Raw genomic sequence first — 18,940 nt, 5'->3', positions numbered from 1 at the left:
TTATTCCTCGTCTTCCAAACCTAAATCAAACGTCGGTATGAAGTCCATATGAGGCGAAACGAATACATGTTCATCCTCAGTTGTTAGCATTGCTGCAACTAGTGGACCGTGACTGATTTGTAATTGCGCTGCATGTGAGGCTTGTGTAATTGATTGAAAATCAATGTTAATAGATTCAAGTTGATAAGACTCAAGGTACAAGCAAGTGTTATTATCAACATCAGGATTAACGCATAATTCATCAATCAAATCTTGATTAAGTGTGATATTAATAAATAAGTCTGGTTGCTCTATATCCCGCTCTGCCAACCCGTCATTTAAAATAAATAGAGGTAATCGCAGTACATTTCCAACAACAAGTTCCATAAAAAAGATCCGATTAAGCCAAAATTAATCGGATCATAGCAAATACTCGTGTGCGACAGTAGGCAATCGAGTTACTCACTGGTTACCAAGGCAATATTTCACCATTTGAATGCCAAAAAGTCCCGGTATTGTCTAGTGTTAGCTCATCAATACGTGTAATTAATCGACTCGCCGCTTCCTGAGGGGAAATATCGCCAGCAAAACCAACCATTTGTGTTTGTACAAAACCTGGATGCAAAATAGCGACCGCAATGCCGCGCGGTTTGAGTTCATGCGCGAGGCTAACACTCGCTGCGTTTAAAGCGGCTTTTGACATTCTATAGCCTATGTACCCACCAGATGAATTATCTGTTATTGAACCCATGCGGCTGGTAATCATCGCCACTTTCGCACCATTTGCTAAATTACTTTGCAAGGCTGCGGTGACACGAATAGGTCCTAAGCTATTAATTGCAATTTGTTTTTCTATTGAATCAAAACTAATATCTGCGAGGGTCTCATTGTGAAAAATACCTGCGTTATTAATTAAAATATCAATACTGCGTCCGCTTAACTGCTGCGCTAATAATGCTATGTCTTCTGTGACACTAACATCCACGCCTTCAATCACATTAACAGCCAGCGCTTTGAGCTCTGCAGAGGCCTCACGTACCACCGCAGTCACCTCATATCCCTTAGCCAAATAATGCTGACAAAAGCTCAATCCAATCCCACGGTTTGCTCCAGTGATCACTACATGTGCAGACATATCAAATCCTTATTAACGAAATAAAAAAAGGTGTAACTAAGTTACACCTTTTATCATGAGGGCAAATTACGCCAATACAAGTTATTGAGGCGCCTCTATTTCAATGATCGAAAATACGGCTCCTTGCGGATCGGTAATCACGCTAAAGCGGCCGACATTCTTGACAGTCGTCGGAGGAACACACACGATACCGCCTAATTTTGTCGCTTGATCGGCCATTGCGTCACAATTATCGACAGCAAAATAAGTCATCCAATGCGATGGGATATCACCCCACTCTTCATTCATTTCCATCATGCCTGCCACTGGATTACCCGCAACTTGAAACAAGGTATATTTCATACCTTCCATATCTTCAATCACCGATTGCCAATCGAATAGTTGACAATAAAACTCACGGCTTTGTACTGCATTTTTTGTCGCTAACTCATTCCAGCACATGGTGCCGGGCTCATTTAGCTTGCGAGCACCAGGATGATCCATACCTTGCCAAATAGCAAAAACTGCACCATGGGGCTCTTCAAATAAGGCCATTTTACCGGCCTCTCCAACCGCATGCGGTCCATGAATTAATTTAGCCCCTAGTTTTTGCGCTTTATCAGCCACAGTTTCAACATCATCGACCGCAATATAATTGAGCCAATGACTTGGAACATCAAGATCAATTCTAGCCGCTTCCATTTGATACATTGCAGCAATGTCTGCACCTTCCTTTTGCAGCATCGTATAATACATATCTGGACCTATAGGCTGATCATCAACCCCCCAGCCAAATAAGGCGGTATAAAATGCTTTCCCTTGTTGCCAATCATGTGTACACAGTTCTGCCCAACAAAACGTACCTGCTTGATGCGAAGATAAATCAGCCATATTCATTCCAATGTTATTCACTTATCAGTTTAAAATATAAGACTTTAAACAGAAACGCCACCTAAGGGTGGCGATTTAATACTTTATTTGTATCTAAGGTTTGTTGATTTTTGAAGCTCTACTTTTGTTCTCTTAGATGTACTTTCATCGCGGCGCTCAATGTGTGGCCTAGTAACCCAAGCAGATATCGACCCACCATGAGAGAAAGACGCTCAAGAAAACCGCTTTCCAACAATTGAAAAACCAACCTTAAACTATTAGCTTTTAAACCAACTGGTTGCCTCATCTAATTGGTGTGCTTGCTCAGAAACTTGCGATGAAGCATGGGCGTTTTGTTGGGAGTTATTAGCCAGCTCATCGGCATAATCACTAATGCGTACGATATTGAGATTAATTTCTTGAGCCACTGTTGATTGCTGCTCAACCGCCACCGCAATTGTTGAGGTCATTTCAGAAACCTCTTGAATATCAGCAATAATATCAGCAAAAGCGGCACCAGCTAATTCCGTTTGCTCAGCAGTTAATAATCCTTGCTGTTTGCACTGATCGATACTACCGACGATATTTGATGTACTGGCTTGCAGCTCATTGATGATATCTGTAATTTCTGCTGTCGACTCTTGAGTTTTCACTGCCAGTGATCGCACTTCATCTGCTACAACAGCAAAACCGCGCCCTTGTTCACCCGCTCTAGCAGCCTCAATTGCGGCATTCAGCGCGAGTAAATTTGTTTGCTCTGCAATACCTTTAATCACAGTCAATACCGCATTGATAGCATTGCTTTTATCCTGCAATAAATACACTTGCTTGGCTGACTCAACCAGTTGAGAACTAAGCTCAGTCATTGCGGATATTGTTGACTGTAACTGAACTTGACCATTTTGAGCATTCGTTGATACGGCATCCACACGCTTGGCTGTTTGCTCTGCATTAATAGCAATATCGTGTGCTACGGCTCCCATTTCAGTTACAGCGCTGGCCACGGTTTCGACTTCCATTTTTTGTTGCACTAATTGCTGACCACTTTGTTCAACACTCATCGCCACGCGAGTTGACTCAGAATTAACAATATCCACAGCGCTATGAATAGATCGAATCACAGATAAAAATTTGCCTAATAACTCATTGACGGAACTGGCTAATTGCCCAACTTCATCTTGACTATGCTGGGTGATAGTTAAACGTAAATCTCCAGACTGGGTGACTTTAGCAATATCAGAAATCGCACCATCAATACTGCTAGTAATAGACCGAATCACGAGCAACAATAACGTCAATAAAATAGTCGCCATAAGAATACTGAAAGACCATTGCAAAGTTTGTGCTGCATTATATTCTGCTATCTGCACTTGATGCAGTTCCGACACAAGCGCTTCGACTGTTTCATCAAGGCGATGCTGTATTGTATCTAACTCGTTTTTCAAGCCTGAATCAGTACTTTTGTAACCAAGCAAATTATATTGTTCACTCGCTTTCATAAATGCGGTTAAATACTGGTCAATCGCCTTAAGGTTACGATGCCCTGATTGTTCCATGTACATTTTGAGTTCTTTTACACCACTGGCCACTCTATCTAAGTACTTACTTTGCCCACGAATAATGAAATCTTTTTCGCTACGACGGATCTGCAATAAGAGAACCAGCGCTTTATCATCTTGATTTTGTTTTGCTAACGCTTCCAACTCATGAACCTTACTCCTTAGTTCTCCTCGCAACCCTTGATTTTGATCATATCCATATTTTTCCATGGTATGAGTCATTTGCTCAAAATTACTTAGCAGGTCATTAAATGCTTGTGATATTGCGTTAAATTTTACTGAATGATAATCCAACTGATTAATAATTTGCTGCAAATTAGCATTGGTTTTTAATGCATGCTTCACAACCTCTTCCATTTGAGACAAGTGCTTAGGCTCGGGTTTCGCCAAAAATGCCACCTCAATTCTTAAAGTGTCTGTTACTGCACTTTCGATCAGAGATAATTGGTCTTTTGCATCGGCAATCACTTGTTTTTTGTTGGCAATATAAAAGTTAAGCAATGACAAACATAAAAGCGACGTCATCGCCATTAAAGCTAATAGCTGAAGTTTTCTTTTTATAGTTAACGTTTTGAACATAGAGACACTCTCGTTGATTGCAGATCCCATTGCGGTGACTAGATCCTTAACAGGCAGTTATGCACAACATAACAACTAACCTTATTATCGGTAGCTCTCTGAAAAACTGAAGTAATATTTCCTTACATTGATTAATAAATCATTTAAATATCATTTATTTAACAAAAAATGTACACTTTGTACTCTATCACAACAGTGATTCACCGAAGATGGCTTGCGCTGTCAAGAAAACAAATTAAGCTAGTGTTTTACCTTATTAGATAGAGTACATTATGAAAATATCGATCCTCACCACGACTGGCTGTCTACTTTGGGCACAAAGCGCATTTGCGCAAGCACCGCTCGTGTCTATTCCTGCTCAAGATCAATTCTTTGAGCAAATACACGCGCTGTGTGGTAAAGCTTTTGTCGGAAAAGTCACCGAAGGAAATAGTGCAGATAGCGCTTTTAGTGAGAAAAAATTAGTGATGCATGTCAGACGCTGCACCGATTCACAATTACACATTCCATTTCACGTTGGAGAAAACGCGTCACGTACGTGGATTATTACCAAAACAGGTTCAGGGCTTTCTCTTAAGCATGATCATCGCATGAAAAATGGGGAAGATGATAAATCAACCATGTATGGTGGGCACACCGTAAATTCTGGCTGGCCTCAAGCACAATCATTCCCTGCAGACCAATATTCAAAAGAGCTGTTTGTAGCATCGGGTATCCCTCAATCGACGGGTAATACCTGGCACATGTATATTTATCCTGAACAATTTACCTACCGCCTAACACGTGAAGGGCGCGAATTCAGAGTAGACTTTGATCTAACTCTAGCGATAGAGGCTCCAGCAGCGCCATGGGGTTACAAAGACTAACTCACTCATTAACCGCGGTTTTGGATAAGGGATTGACTAATTTATTGAATAAAAAATAACGAGCAAATATCTTCATCTCTAGTCAGAGGTTTTCAAGGGTGACAAGGCAAATTACTCGCCATGCGCTGGATTGCACATTAACCCAACGTTGTAAATATTGAAAATAGCTGTCTGAGATGGATTTATTTTCCAATCTTGAAATTAATTACCCACCTTCAATTCACAACGCAGTTGAACAGTTAAGGGGCCTTGATACGCTCTCGGCTCTACTGGGATGGCGCGATACTCTTGCACGCCTGACATCACTTTGAGTGCAAATGGCAAACCTTGGCATAAAATCGCTGCTTGGCGTAACAAAAAAACACTTTGATTAGCAAAATGAGTGTAAGTATCTGCGTCTATCTCAAGCAAAAACTCTCTCTCAGAATAAGTAGTGAGTGAGAAGTGAACTTTATGATCAAAATCATACAACCGCTCAGTTGTAGTCTGCTGTTCTGCCTGACTTGTAACACTCACTAATAACAATATTCCGAGTATTTTTGATAACATTAATGACCCACCTAAATTAAAAATGCCACTTTATCATCTGATAAAAGTGGCACAATGCTAAAAGAACCCACTAAATGCAAGATTAAATAGCCGAACCGACATCCAACTTTTCAAACCAAGCTAAAAACTCGCCAACACTGTCCCCCTTAAAAATTCGACCATGTTGAGGCGCCATCATTTCAATATCGAGCTCTCGAACTCGTGCAATCCAATTCATTTTAGCACGATTTGAGGGCATCCATCGTTTATGGAAATATTCCATTTTTGGAATATGTTTTGCAAAATCTTCAACAAACATCGGTGCTTCGGCAGGTTCAAGTGCAGCCCCTAAATCACCGCTCATTAAGATTTTTGCTTCTGGATCATACACGTTGAAATTGCCCGATGAATGCAAATAATGTGCAGGGATAAACTTTAAGTTCGTGCTTCCCAACATCAAGTCTCCCCCTTCATCTTTAATCGGCATAAACTTAATGTTTTCCATGCCAAAATGCCGAATAAACTCCTCCCACAACCAAGGAGCATAAAGTTTGGCATTAGGGATTGTTTTATCCCATAACCCTAACGATGAAATAATGTCTGGGTCTTGATGAGAAGCAAATAAGGTCGTCAATTTATCTAGTTCTATTTGGCTTAATACCCCAGCTAACATAGGTGAAAACAACTCAATTCCACCCGGATCTAATAAAATAGATTCTTTATCATTAACAATGAGGTATTGATTAGTATCGATAATTTTTTCAGGCTTCGCCGGATCTCGAGCAAAAACAATCCATTTATGGTGCTTACCTTGATAGAGAACACTTGATTTCATTTAATGATCCGCTGTAATTGTGAGAGGGTATTTAAGTTAATTGTAATCGCAGTTTTTATTCTAAGTGCCGCTGATGCAATATAGTCAGAGACCGATTCTAAACTATCGCAGTATTCACCCGCTTGGGACGCTTCAACTCGAGATGTCACGGCAATATATTCTGCGGCCCGCATTTGCTGACGAATCTCCTCGAACTGTGATGTTAATGACTGCATCTCGCTGCCTAAATGAGACCAGCATTCTCGTAACTGACTATTTGCTAAGTGATTTATTTGTTTAATTTTTGCATTTTTGCCATCGGTCAATGCATGTGCTCGACCCATATGAGTTTTAAATTGTGAAGCACGCAATTGCTCTAATGCTAATTTAAATAATAAGTGTGAATGGTTATGAATATCTTGTGTTGTTTTAATGGTTCGGGCTGAAAACTCATCGATAAAATTTGTGATAGATTTGAAACCTAGCGCCGATTGACCCGCTCGAATCGCGACAACTCGTGCATTTTTTGCCGTCAACGACAAGTTTTTAGCTTCAACTAAAATAACATCGAGCTGCGCAACGACGGTCGCCACAATGACAAAACAGTTGATTTCTGGATTTTGCTGAGCTTTTATAGGCATTGTTTTTACTATAAAAATTTTAACTTAGCTTAAGCATAGAAAACTTTTTATATTTTGCTTAAAAATCTCCATCATAGTTATTTTCTCATTTATTTACCCATCAACCTGTTGTTGGTCAGCGCTACCTTGCTGAGCAACAAAAGATAACGCTGAACTCAGTTCAGTTAACGAGTTTGCTCTTGGATTAAGATAACTGTTGCACAATTAATATTGCGTGCTAATAACCCTACCCAACCTGTAAATTTAATTAACCTCATACTCCTCACCTTTGAGAATATTCAAAGTTAAAGTTTGATTTTTCTATATCGCGCAAGCAATCGTGCGCGCTTGCTTGCGCCCCCTTGAAACAACATGATGATGCCGCTTAAGCAAAATAAGACCGCCACCGCAGAAAAACTAATCAGCAGAGGGTTGTTGAAGTCTTCTCTATCTTCATAATCCATAATGTGTAACATCCAGAAGAAGTCAAAGATACGCCAAATCGTACTGCGGACCGTTATCATCTGTCCGTTATGCTGTTGAAAATAAAGCGTTGTGGTCACTGCATCATCAAATACAACTTGCCACACCCCTTTGCGCATGCCAACTTCTCTGGGGCCAATATCGAGTAGGTGAACCCATTGTACTTTCCCACTCCCCAAATAATGCTGTACGGCTAATTGTTCTATTTCTAGCTTTGAAGGCGCAGGTAACTGAGCGCCTGTCACAGCATTAAAAATCAATTGTTCGTGAACGGTGTCAATTTTATAAATCGGTTTTGATAACAAGGCATCATAAGAGATCGTGCGCACATCTGCGACATTGGCAATAATGTTATCAAGGGAAGCTTGGTAATGTTCAGCTGTAAACGGGTTCGGCAACTCACGCTGAGCTAAATGCTTGCCGTGCACCATTTCTAATGGAATGGCACTCATCACCAATCCACCCAATAACCAAAGCAAAATTTGCAAAGCCAATAAGTAACCTAACCATTTATGTAATGTGCGCGCACGTTTAAACAGACGTTTATTCATATCATTTGTTCATGTCTTATTTTTCTATTTTAGAGGCTACCATAGACACTGATTAAACAGCGAAATTATTAACAAAAAAGCTTCAACACTAGAGGTTAAGCTCAACTTGAGTTAGAGTAACTGCTTATCACTTATCATCTATTTTCACTAATAACGGCCAACATGTCAGAAATTCAATTTTTAAATGTCGATCTCGAGCTTGAATCAAAACACGATATTAGTGTCTTAGTTAATGACTTAAAAAAGCACGCTGTTATCCTGCACTATCATAATGATGAATATCAGCAAGTTGCACGTATTGAAGCCAAGCTAGCTAATAGCACTCCTGATAAAACCATCAATCACTTATGCGAGCTGATCGAATCTTGTTCTCGCGCTGCATTAAAGCAATGGCTAACTTGTTCTAAACGCACGTTTGATGTTGGATTCGAATCTGGTACAACACCTAAATGCTTTAATCAAGCCTTAAGTGATAACACATTACTGCGAATTTCAGCGATTGGTGCTGGAATGGAAATTACCATTTACCCAGTGTCTCACTGATCTCCTCACATAAAAAAGCTCTTTATTTACTACTTAATTACAGTAAATAAAGAGCTGAAGTGAACTAAGTTTTTATTGCCAAATCATGGTCGCAAACTCAGGGTGGTCAATAAATGGATTACGGTTTCCTTGGTGCTCAAACGCCGCGTTATTGCGATCGATTTCTTTTTGACTGACAGGATCTTGCTGATGCCAGCGTAATAACATGCTGATATGCCAGTTTTCAAACACTTGATTACTCGTCCCATTTAATATCGCCGCGCCATAGCTACTGTTACTTGGCCAATTAGCGATCGCATTTTCGTATCGTGTCGCCATATAAAAATATGCACGTGCCAAGTCACCTTTAAATTCATCAATCGGTTCAAACACAGTTCCGGAGTAACCTAAACCTGACGTTGCATTACCCACCTTGCTACCATTTGTCGATGTAAACGTCGCGGAACCGACCTCTCCATACGGAAAGCTACTACGCTTAGAATTAACGAAACCATCCGTAGCAAAGATATGATGGATATCCGAATTCATAGGCTCAACTTGCCCGCCAAACCAGCTTTTCGGGAATGAATGCTCGCGATTATAACATCCTCCTTCCCCACTATAACTACCACATTGATTGCTCACTTTGACATAATTATATGAGTCTGAGCTTTGCGGTTTTTCAGAGTAAATATCTAAAATCGAGCCATCATTTTCATAATATTTATCCAACGCATGCTGCTCGTAAAACCCCCATATTGCACCATATCCTTGCACGTTATGACCTGCAATAATGTTGTAAAGGCCTGTTTTAAGATCAAAACCCGTTAATCCTGTCACCGGACTATAATAAGTTCCTAAATCCGGCGGGGTCGTTCCTCCGCCATCACCAGGAGGGGCCGCTGTCACTGTAAAGGATTGAGATTCAACTCGAGTAAAACTCGCCCCTGAAACAACGACCACATCAGCGACTTTCAGTTGATACGACCCCTGACCATAATTACAACAAATACCATCACCATAAGAATCATTAATGGTAAAAGTATATTCCCCCTCAAGCAGGCAATAACTTTTGTTATAAGTAGTATTATTCGCTAGCCCACTTGCTGAATCAATTTCACTTGTACCACGGGTTAAGGACCAGCTTGTTTCACTTGCATAGTTATCAGTTGTGACTGCAAGTGTCACATTATCAGCTGTGCATTCAGTGTCAGTAGGAGGGGAAGTCGGATCTGCGCTAGGTTGAAAATCATCAACATAAACAATTTCGCTCCCATCAAACCCTGTCACATCATAAAAACGTAACCCTACGGTAATTTGCTTTGATGAAGTTGCTGTATAACTGTATTGAATTTTCTGCCATTGATTGACACTGTGCTCATCTGAGTAACCTTGATAACCATCAACAATTAAGCGTGCTTTGACAGAACCTTCTGTATGATAAACCCAAGTTGAAAACACATAAGTTTGACCTGCGATAACATCAATATTTTGCAATAAATCCGTTGATGCCTGACTGGCCGTATTAACCTGCACTTGCGCAGCAGAGGAACCGACTTTCACTATATTCCCTTGTTGCGTAACTGTTATGCCTGAATCAATGGTATCCCAGCCCGTTAAACGACTTCCCTGCCAAGATTCAAAACCACCATTAACAACTTCCGCTTTGGCAGAAAAACCCACCACACAAAAAATAGTTAATGCTATTTTCATATTAATTTTCACCTGACAATCCTTCAATTAAATAAATCTGAGGTTATTTTTCTCATTTGAACAGCAACTATAGATGTTCAATGTTAATTATATATTACATCAATTAACAAAAAACAAACAATTGAGCATTTACTTAAATTAAATCCACTCTGAAGATATAGATCATTGAAATTAAATTATTTTTGTTTAAATAAACCCACCTCAAATCGTACAATTTTCAATCGACCATCCTCGATGATTGTTTTTAAACCATTTTTTATATAAATACTCTTCTTTCATTCCAAAAAAGAATATCAAAGCACTTTCTATTATTTTTTGTATCATCGAGTCAGGAGTATTCTTCACACTCAGGATTATCCTTTTGCTTAGCGCTGTAAGTGCCAGCAATATTGGTAACACAATTTTGAATCTTTGTTGTTTTTACTGCGAACAACACGGTTTTTTTCAGGTTTATGGGGTATCAACAATGTTGTTAGGTCAACTTTCAGCCGCGGCTAGTCCGCTTACGCAAGAACAAGTGCAAAAGCTTCAAGGATTAGTCGCTGAACTAAATCCAATTCAACAGGCTTGGGTTAGTGGTTATTTAGCTGCAAATGCCAACTCAGCAATATTAGGTGCAACTACCCCAGGTGCTGCAGTGCAAGCTGGTGAAGCGGCTACTTTAACCATTTTATATGGTTCACAAACCGGAAATGCCAAAGGGGTTGCTACGCAATTAAAAGAGCAAGCGCAATCACGCGGCTTGGCTGTCAACCTTGTTAATATGGCAGATTACAAACCTAACAATCTGAAAAAAGAAAAGTACCTTTCTATCGTTGTATCGACATATGGCGAAGGTGAACCACCTGAAGATGCTGAAAATCTTCATGAATTTTTAGTATCTAAAAAAGCACCTAAACTTGATGGTGTCAAAGTGGCCGTGTTAGGCCTAGGTGACTCAAGCTATGAATTTTTCTGCCAAACAGCGATCGACTTTGAGCAGCGCTTACAAAAATTAGGTGCCGAAACACTTGTCGAACGTGCCGACTTAGACGTTGATTACGACGCCTTAGCAGCACAATGGATTAATTCTACCCTTGATGCATTCGAACCAGAATTAAGCGCACAATCAAGTGCTCAAGTTATCCCTATGGCTACATTAGGCGGCGCAGCAACCACCAGTCAGTACAATAAACAAAATCCATTTGCTGCTGAGCTTACTGTTGTGCAAAAAATTACTGGGCGTGACTCAACAAAAGATGTTCGCCATGTTGAAATTTCATTAGAAGAATCAGGTCTCACCTACACAGCAGGTGATGCATTAGGCGTATTCTTTTTAAATGATGAGGCTTTAGTTGATGAAATCATATCACTAACGGGCAATTCAGCTGACACCCAAGTCACTTTAGCAGATGAAAAAATTTCGCTTCGTGATGCTTTAATCGAAAAGTTAGAGCTGACCCAATCTTACCCGGGTTTTGTTGAAAAATATGCCCTCGCGACCAACAATGCAGAACTATTAGCATTCACGGAAGATAAGGCTGCTATGCGCGAGTTTATCGAACCTCGTCAGATATTCGATATCATTCGCCAGTACCCTGCAGCGATTGATGCACAATCGTTAGTTGACTGCGCACGTAAAATGCAAGCACGTTTGTATTCAATCGCTTCAAGTCAATCCGAAGTGGAAGAGGAAGTTCACCTTACAATCGGCGTAGTTGAATTTGACGCATTTGGCAGCCAACACTTAGGTGGGTGCTCCGGTTACTTAGCTCACCGTGCTGAAGAAGGTTGTAAAGTAAAAGTGTTTGTTGAGCACAATGACAATTTTAGGCTCCCTGCGAACCCAGAGACGCCAATTATCATGGTGGGTCCAGGTACAGGTATTGCGCCTTTCCGTGCATTTTTACAAGAGCGTGATAGCCAAGGTGCCGAAGGTAAAAATTGGCTGTTTTTTGGTAACCCTCACTTTACCCAAGACTTTCTATACCAAGTTGAAATTCAGTCGTATTTAAAGTCTGGCTTATTAACACAATGTGACGTGGCATTTAGCCGTGATCAAGCACAAAAAGTATACGTACAAGATAAATTACGTAAACAAGGTGCAGATGTATTCGCTTGGTTAGAGCAAGGCGCTCATGTTTATATTTGTGGTGATGCAAATCGCATGGCCAAAGATGTCCACCAAGCGCTAATTGATATCATTATCGAACATGGCGGCAAAGATGCTGAACATGCTGAGCAATACCTGAAAGATTTGCGCAGCCACAATCGCTACCAAAAAGATGTGTACTAAATTAAGCACACATCCGCTACCGTCACAGTAAAGAATTCTAGGAAAAAAAATGAGCAAGCCAAACAGTAAGCATGATAAAGATGCAAAATTTGCCGACAACGAACGCTTAAAAACACAAAGTAACTTTTTACGCGGCACCATAGAACAAGATTTAAAAGATGAAATCACCGGTGGGTTCACCGCTGATAATTTCCAACTGATCCGCTTTCACGGCATGTATCAGCAAGATGACCGTGATATCCGCCCTGAGCGTACCAAACAAAAGCTTGAGCCGTTACATAACGTGATGCTCCGTGCGCGTATGCCTGGCGGTATCATCAAACCAGAGCAATGGTTAGCGATTGATAAGTTTGCTGAGGATAAAACAAGTTATGGCAGTATTCGTTTAACCACTCGCCAGACCTTTCAGTTCCACGGCGTACTTAAACCAAATATCAAAGATATGCATCAAATGCTCAACAGCGTGGGTATAGATTCGATTGCAACGGCTGGTGATGTAAACCGAAATGTATTATGTACAACTAATCCGGTCGAGTCTGAGCTTCATCAAGAAGCCTACGAGTGGGCAACTAAAATTTCTGAACATTTACTCCCGCATACCAAAGCGTATGCTGAAATTTGGTTAAATGGTGAAAAAGCAGAAACTACGGAAGAGCCGATTTTAGGCTCGACTTACTTGCCTCGTAAATTTAAAACAACAGTCACCATACCACCCAATAATGAAGTGGATGTGCACGCTAACGACTTAAACTTTGTAGCCATTGCAGAGAACGGAAAACTAGTCGGTTTCAACGTGTTAGTTGGCGGCGGTTTAGCGATGACGCATGGTGACACAGCAACGTATCCACGCAAAGCTGATGACTTTGGATTTATCCCATTAGAGCACACACTGAAGATTGCTGAAAATGTGGTTTCAGTTCAACGAGATTGGGGGAATCGTGTTAACCGTAAGAATGCGAAAACAAAATACACGCTCGATACTTTTGGTTCAGATGCATTTAAAGCAGAAGTCGAGGCACGCGCAGGTGTGATATTTGAAGATAGTCGTCCGTATAAATTTACTTCACGCGGCGATCGCATTGGTTGGGTAGAAGGAATCGATGGAAAGTTCCACCTAACCCTATTTATCCAAAGCGGCCGAATTTTGGATTACCCAAATCAGCCACTCAAGACTGGTTGTCGCAAAATCGCAGAGATCCACCAAGGTGATTTCCGCATGACTGCCAATCAAAACCTGATTGTGGCAGGAGTGCCAGCAGATCAAAAAGACATTATTGAGAAAATAGCACGTGATCATGGCTTAATTGATGATACTCACACACCACAACGCATTAATTCGATGGCCTGTGTATCTCTACCAACTTGCCCATTAGCTATGGCAGAAGCTGAGCGCTATTTACCAAGCTTAATCGAAAAGGTCGAAGCTTTACTGAATAAACATAAGATTGCTGAAGATAATATTATTCTGCGTGTCGTCGGCTGCCCGAACGGCTGTGGACGTGCCATGCTCGCAGAAGTTGGACTAGTCGGTAAAGGGCCTGGAAAGTACAACTTCCACTTAGGGGGCAACAGAGAAGGAACCCGTATCCCTAAACTTTATAAAGAAAACGTGGGTGAAGATATCATCCTCGCCGAGCTAGACCAATTAATTGGCAACTGGGCGACGCAACGCAATGAAGGCGAATGCTTTGGTGACTTCGTCATTCGTACTGGCGTGGTTGCAGAAGTAAAAGTCAGTAAAACTGACTTTTATGCATAATAGCTCAATGCTGTGTGCTGAGCACACAGCAAACTGATAACTGGATTATGATAATGAATACATTCAAAAATATCTTAACGCTGGACCCGCAAAGCCAAAAGGAACTATTGGCCGAAGCAAATGCTCTGCTCGTTGATAAAACAGCTGAAGAACGTGTTGCTTGGGCGTTAGAAAACTTACCTGACACCCATTTTCTATCATCTAGTTTTGGTATCCAAGCAGCTGTAATGCTACACCTACTCACGAGTCAAAAATCTGATATCCCGGTGGTACTGACCGATACAGGTTACCTTTTTCCAGAAACCTATCAGTTTATTGATACGCTCACTGAGCGCTTATCCCTCAATTTGAAGGTATACCGTTCCGAGCAGAGCCCAGCATGGCAAGAAGCTAAATATGGGAAGCTGTGGGAGCAAGATGAGCAAGGGATCAAAAAATATAATCAGCTTAACAAAGTCGAACCAATGACTCGCGCCTTAAACGAACTCCAAGCCGGTACATGGTATAGCGGGTTAAGACGGGCGCAATCATCAACTAGAGCTGACAAAAACATTGTTGAGTTAAGTAGAGGGACTGTTAAATTCTACCCAATCATTGACTGGAATAACCGCGATGTTTATCAATACCTAACTAAGCATGACCTCCCATATCACCCTCTTTGGGAGCATGGCTATGTCTCAATGGGTGATGTACACACAACTCGAAAACTAGAGCCGGGTATGACAGAAGAAGAAACTCGATTCTTTGGTCTAAACCGCGAGTGTGGCCTCCATATAGATGGTGATGGTATTTAATCAAAAATCGAATCCAACATGAAACATTTAGCGCAACGTAACGGTGGCGCTTTTTTTTGCCTTAAATTAAATCTCTATCCCGTCCTAAAATGTGTTTAGACTGTTAATGCATATCGCCGCACATACAGATAATCAAAGAGTAAAATACACTCAGACTGACTAAAGTCTAGAATTTACATTAACTACTTTTAAGCAAGCTGAAAAAGGCGATTTTCTCCAAGCTCGCTCAACAATATTGTGGTATTCAAGGTCGAAATCCTACTCAAATTTGATTGTGAAAGCATGTTCGATATCGTGAACAATGAATGTAGCTAGTATTCGAAAGTATTAGTCCAGCATCTCAAGCGAGAAAAACGAGAAGAATAAAGTTAAACAAGGTATGTCATTAGCTTGATAATTCACTGACAAACATTTATCAAACGATTCGAAGAGAGTATCTAAAACAATACTTCGTTATATTCTAAAAATATTACATCACTACAATCAAAAGAGTTGAATGATAATAAAAATGCAGACAGCAAAAAGCCCGACTCATTGAGTCGGGCTTTTCTTAATAGGAGCCTGGCGATGTCCTACTCTCACATGGGTAATCCCACACTACCATCGGCGCTGTTTCGTTTCACTACTGAGTTCGGAATGGAGTCAGGTGGGTCCAAAACGCTATTGTCACCAAGCAAAATTTTGCCGTTTTACCGCTTTCGCCGTAAAACTAAATTCGGAACGCTGATTTTAAAATTGTCTACTTCAGTCTATCTAACTTCTTGCTTATTCATCAGTGCTTCATACAAACCACTTTGGCGTTGTATGGTTAAGCCTCACGGGTAATTAGTATAGGTTAGCTTAACGCCTCGCAGCGCTTCCACATCCTACCTATCAACGTTGTAGTCTCCAACGGCCCTTTAGTGGAGTTAAACTCCAAGTGAGAACTCATCTCGAGGCTCGCTTCGCGCTTAGATGCTTTCAGCGCTTATCGATTCCGAACGTAGCTACCGGGCAGTGCCATTGGCATGACAACCCGAACACCAGCGGTTCGTCCACTCCGGTCCTCTCGTACTAGGAGCAGCCCCTCTCAATTCTCAAACGCCCACGGCAGATAGGGACCGAACTGTCTCACGACGTTCTAAACCCAGCTCGCGTACCACTTTAAATGGCGAACAGCCATACCCTTGGGACCGACTTCAGCCCCAGGATGTGATGAGCCGACATCGAGGTGCCAAACACCGCCGTCGATATGAACTCTTGGGCGGTATCAGCCTGTTATCCCCGGAGTACCTTTTATCCGTTGAGCGATGGCCCTTCCATTCAGAACCACCGGATCACTATGACCTACTTTCGTACCTGCTCGACTTGTCCGTCTCGCAGTTAAGCTTGCTTCTACCATTACACTAACCGTACGATGTCCGACCGTACTTAGCAAACCTTCGTGCTCCTCCGTTACTCTTTGGGAGGAGACCGCCCCAGTCAAACTACCCACCAGGCACTGTCCGCAACCCCGATTAGGGGCCTACGTTAGAACATCAAAACTACAAGGGTGGTATTTCAAGGACGACTCCACAACAACTAGCGTCGCTGCTTCAAAGTCTCCCACCTATCCTACACATGTAGGTTCAATGTTCAGTGCCAAGCTGTAGTAAAGGTTCACGGGGTCTTTCCGTCTAGCCGCGGGTACACAGCATCTTCACTGCGATTTCAATTTCACTGAGTCTCGGGTGGAGACAGCGTGGCCATGGTTACACCATTCGTGCAGGTCGGAACTTACCCGACAAGGAATTTCGCTACCTTAGGACCGTTATAGTTACGGCCGCCGTTTACCGGGGCTTCGATCAAGAGCTTCTCCGAAGATAACCCCATCAATTAACCTTCCGGCACCGGGCAGGTGTCACACCGTATACGTCATCTTTCGATTTTGCACAGTGCTGTGTTTTTAATAAACAGTCCCAGCCACCTGGTTACTGTGACTGCCAACAGCTTAAGGAGCAAGTCCTATCACCGTCAGCAGCGTACCTTCTCCCGAAGTTACGGTACTATTTTGCCTAGTTCCTTCACCCGAGTTCTCTCAAGCGCCTTAGTATTCTCTACCTGACCACCTGTGTCGGTTTGGGGTACGATTCAGCATGAACTGAAGCTTAGAGGATTTTCCTGGAAGTATGGCATCAACAACTTCACTACCGTAGTAGCTCGTCTCGTATCTCAGTCTTAAGAACCCGGATTTGCCTAAGTTCTCAACCTACTTACTTTTACATGGACAACCAACGCCATGCTTGCCTAGCCTGCTCCGTCTCCCCATCGCATTCATGCCGAGTACGGGAATATTAACCCGTTTCCCATCGACTACGCGTTTCCGCCTCGCCTTAGGGGTCGACTCACCCTACCCTGATTAACATGGGATAGGAACCCTTGGTCTTCCGGCGTGCGGGTTTTTCACCCGCATTATCGTTACTCATGTCAGCATTCGCACTTCTGATACCTCCAGCAAACCTCCCGGTTCACCTTCAACGGCTTACAGAACGCTCCCCTACCCCGCATACATAAGTACGCAGCCGCAGCTTCGGTGGTATGTTTAGCCCCGTTACATCTTCCGCGCAGACCGACTCGACCAGTGAGCTATTACGCTTTCTTTAAAGGATGGCTGCTTCTAAGCCAACCTCCTGGCTGTCTGGGCCTTTCCACATCGTTTCCCACTTAACATACACTTTGGGACCTTAGCTGGCGGTCTGGGTTGTTTCCCTCTTCACGACGGACGTTAGCACCCGCCGTGTGTCTCCCGGATAGTACTTTACGGTATTCGGAGTTTGCAAAGGGTTGGTAAGTCGGGATGACCCCCTAGCCTTAACAGTGCTCTACCCCCGTAAGTATTCGTCCGAGGCTCTACCTAAATAGATTTCGGGGAGAACCAGCTATCTCCCGGTTTGATTAGCCTTTCACTCCTAGCCACAAGTCATCCCCTAACTTTTCAACGTTAGTGGGTTCGGTCCTCCAGTTGATGTTACTCAACCTTCAACCTGCCCATGGCTAGATCACCGGGTTTCGGGTCTATACCTTGCAACTATACGCCCAGTTAAGACTCGGTTTCCCTACGGCTCCCCTAATTGGTTAACCTCGCTACAAAATATAAGTCGCTGACCCATTATACAAAAGGTACGCAGTCACCTAACTAGTAGGCTCCTACTGCTTGTACGTACACGGTTTCAGGTTCTATTTCACTCCCCTCACAGGGGTTCTTTTCGCCTTTCCCTCACGGTACTGGTTCACTATCGGTCAGTTGGGAGTATTTAGCCTTAGAGGATGGTCCCCCTATATTCAGTCAAGATAACACGTGTCCCGACCTACTCGATTTCACTTACTATAGATTTTCATGTACGGGGCTATCACCCTGTGTCGCCGCACTTTCCAGAGCGTTCCACTAATCACAAATAAGCTTAAGGGCTGTTCCGGTTTCGCTCGCCGCTACTTCCGGAATCTCGGTTGATTTCTTTTCCTACGGGTACTTAGATGTTTCAGTTCTCCGCGTTCGCCTCGTTAACCTATGTATTCAGTTAACGATACCTGTAAACAGGTGGGTTTCCCCATTCGGAAATCTTAGTCTCAAGTGCTTTTTACTAGCTCGACTAAGCTTATCGCAAGTTAATACGTCCTTCATCGCCTCCAACTGCCAAGGCATCCACCGTGTACGCTTAGTCACTTAACCATACAACCCAAAATAGTTTGAATTATATACAAAGGACTGATTTAAACTTCGCCAGAAGTTAAATATTGAATACTAAAGTAGACACCAATCACATCTTTCGATGCAAATGGCATAATTTTACTTTTGAAAACTCTTAACAAACATTCCGAAGAATATTCGCTAGAATTTTTTTATCAGCTTTCCAAATTTTTAAAGAGCAATATTAATTAGTACCAAGTACTAACTA

General features: G+C 42.1%; 14 protein-coding genes and 2 rRNA genes. 5 read left to right on the top strand and 11 right to left on the bottom strand.

What is annotated here, in order from left to right:
* The 4 genes from AC3KVK_RS01385 to AC3KVK_RS01370 all read right to left on the bottom strand — a co-directional run bounded on the left by AC3KVK_RS01385 (position 1) and on the right by AC3KVK_RS01370 (position 4,101).
* Positions 1 to 366 carry a hypothetical protein gene (locus AC3KVK_RS01385; RefSeq protein WP_490311216.1) on the bottom strand — a complete coding sequence of 122 codons (366 nt, stop codon included), beginning with the start codon at positions 364 to 366 and terminating at the stop codon, positions 1 to 3.
* An 82-nt stretch (positions 367 to 448) separates the two neighbouring features.
* The gene (locus AC3KVK_RS01380; RefSeq protein WP_490311217.1) at positions 449 to 1,114 is read right to left on the bottom strand and encodes an SDR family oxidoreductase; all 666 of its coding nucleotides are present in this window, start codon (positions 1,112 to 1,114) and stop codon (positions 449 to 451) included.
* 81 nt (positions 1,115 to 1,195) lie between these two features.
* Complete coding sequence (locus tag AC3KVK_RS01375; RefSeq protein WP_490311218.1) at positions 1,196 to 1,984, bottom strand: VOC family protein; 789 nt, start codon at positions 1,982 to 1,984, stop codon at positions 1,196 to 1,198.
* A 257-nt stretch (positions 1,985 to 2,241) separates the two neighbouring features.
* Entirely contained in the window at positions 2,242 to 4,101 is a 1,860-nt protein-coding gene (locus AC3KVK_RS01370; RefSeq protein WP_490311219.1) for a methyl-accepting chemotaxis protein, read from the bottom strand.
* A gap of 272 nt (positions 4,102 to 4,373) precedes the next feature.
* On the opposite strand from AC3KVK_RS01370, the gene AC3KVK_RS01365 reads away from it, so the two are divergent.
* Complete coding sequence (locus AC3KVK_RS01365; protein WP_490311220.1) at positions 4,374 to 4,967, top strand: hypothetical protein; 594 nt, start codon at positions 4,374 to 4,376, stop codon at positions 4,965 to 4,967.
* 201 nt (positions 4,968 to 5,168) lie between these two features.
* On the opposite strand, the gene AC3KVK_RS01360 is transcribed toward AC3KVK_RS01365, so the two are convergent.
* The 4 genes from AC3KVK_RS01360 to AC3KVK_RS01345 form a co-directional block, all read right to left on the bottom strand.
* The gene (locus AC3KVK_RS01360; RefSeq protein ID WP_490311221.1) at positions 5,169 to 5,516 is read right to left on the bottom strand and encodes a hypothetical protein; all 348 of its coding nucleotides are present in this window, start codon (positions 5,514 to 5,516) and stop codon (positions 5,169 to 5,171) included.
* An 82-nt stretch (positions 5,517 to 5,598) separates the two neighbouring features.
* On the bottom strand, positions 5,599 to 6,330 hold the full coding sequence (locus AC3KVK_RS01355) for an oxygen-binding di-iron domain-containing protein (protein WP_490311222.1): 732 nt from the start codon (positions 6,328 to 6,330) through the stop codon (positions 5,599 to 5,601).
* Complete coding sequence (locus AC3KVK_RS01350) at positions 6,327 to 6,950, bottom strand: chemotaxis protein (RefSeq protein WP_490311223.1); 624 nt, start codon at positions 6,948 to 6,950, stop codon at positions 6,327 to 6,329. The genes AC3KVK_RS01355 and AC3KVK_RS01350 overlap by 4 nt, the downstream gene beginning before the upstream one ends.
* Before the next feature lie 284 nt (positions 6,951 to 7,234).
* Positions 7,235 to 7,963, bottom strand: coding sequence for a hypothetical protein (locus AC3KVK_RS01345; protein WP_490311224.1), 729 nt, complete (start codon positions 7,961 to 7,963; stop codon positions 7,235 to 7,237).
* A gap of 162 nt (positions 7,964 to 8,125) precedes the next feature.
* On the opposite strand from AC3KVK_RS01345, the gene AC3KVK_RS01340 reads away from it, so the two are divergent.
* On the top strand, positions 8,126 to 8,506 hold the full coding sequence (locus tag AC3KVK_RS01340; RefSeq protein WP_490311225.1) for a hypothetical protein: 381 nt from the start codon (positions 8,126 to 8,128) through the stop codon (positions 8,504 to 8,506).
* A 72-nt stretch (positions 8,507 to 8,578) separates the two neighbouring features.
* Here AC3KVK_RS01340 and AC3KVK_RS01335 read toward each other — a convergent pair whose 3' ends face one another.
* Positions 8,579 to 10,198: an HNH endonuclease signature motif containing protein gene (locus AC3KVK_RS01335; protein ID WP_490311226.1), complete on the bottom strand. Its 1,620-nt coding sequence runs from the start codon at positions 10,196 to 10,198 to the stop codon at positions 8,579 to 8,581.
* A gap of 466 nt (positions 10,199 to 10,664) precedes the next feature.
* Between AC3KVK_RS01335 and AC3KVK_RS01330 the strand changes: the two genes are divergently transcribed.
* Genes AC3KVK_RS01330 through AC3KVK_RS01320 form a run of 3 tightly spaced genes read left to right on the top strand, consistent with a single transcriptional unit; the run spans position 10,665 to position 15,026 of the window.
* Complete coding sequence (locus AC3KVK_RS01330; protein WP_490311227.1) at positions 10,665 to 12,473, top strand: assimilatory sulfite reductase (NADPH) flavoprotein subunit; 1,809 nt, start codon at positions 10,665 to 10,667, stop codon at positions 12,471 to 12,473.
* Positions 12,474 to 12,522: 49 nt separating this feature from the next.
* A complete protein-coding gene (cysI, locus tag AC3KVK_RS01325) occupies positions 12,523 to 14,232 on the top strand; it encodes an assimilatory sulfite reductase (NADPH) hemoprotein subunit (protein ID WP_490311228.1) in 1,710 nt (569 codons plus the stop codon).
* 53 nt (positions 14,233 to 14,285) lie between these two features.
* Positions 14,286 to 15,026 (top strand): phosphoadenylyl-sulfate reductase, encoded by a 741-nt coding sequence (locus AC3KVK_RS01320; protein WP_490311229.1) that lies wholly within the window; start codon positions 14,286 to 14,288, stop codon positions 15,024 to 15,026.
* Positions 15,027 to 15,585: 559 nt separating this feature from the next.
* Here the strand turns inward: AC3KVK_RS01320 and rrf are convergent.
* Positions 15,586 to 15,700: ribosomal RNA gene (rrf, locus tag AC3KVK_RS01315) — 5S ribosomal RNA — on the bottom strand.
* A gap of 130 nt (positions 15,701 to 15,830) precedes the next feature.
* Positions 15,831 to 18,714: ribosomal RNA gene (locus tag AC3KVK_RS01310) — 23S ribosomal RNA — on the bottom strand.
* Positions 18,715 to 18,940 lie beyond the last annotated feature (226 nt).

It is taken from the genome of Pseudoalteromonas sp. J2K-J979 (assembly GCF_058169715.2).
This window is presented reverse-complemented; position numbering and strand designations above follow the sequence as displayed.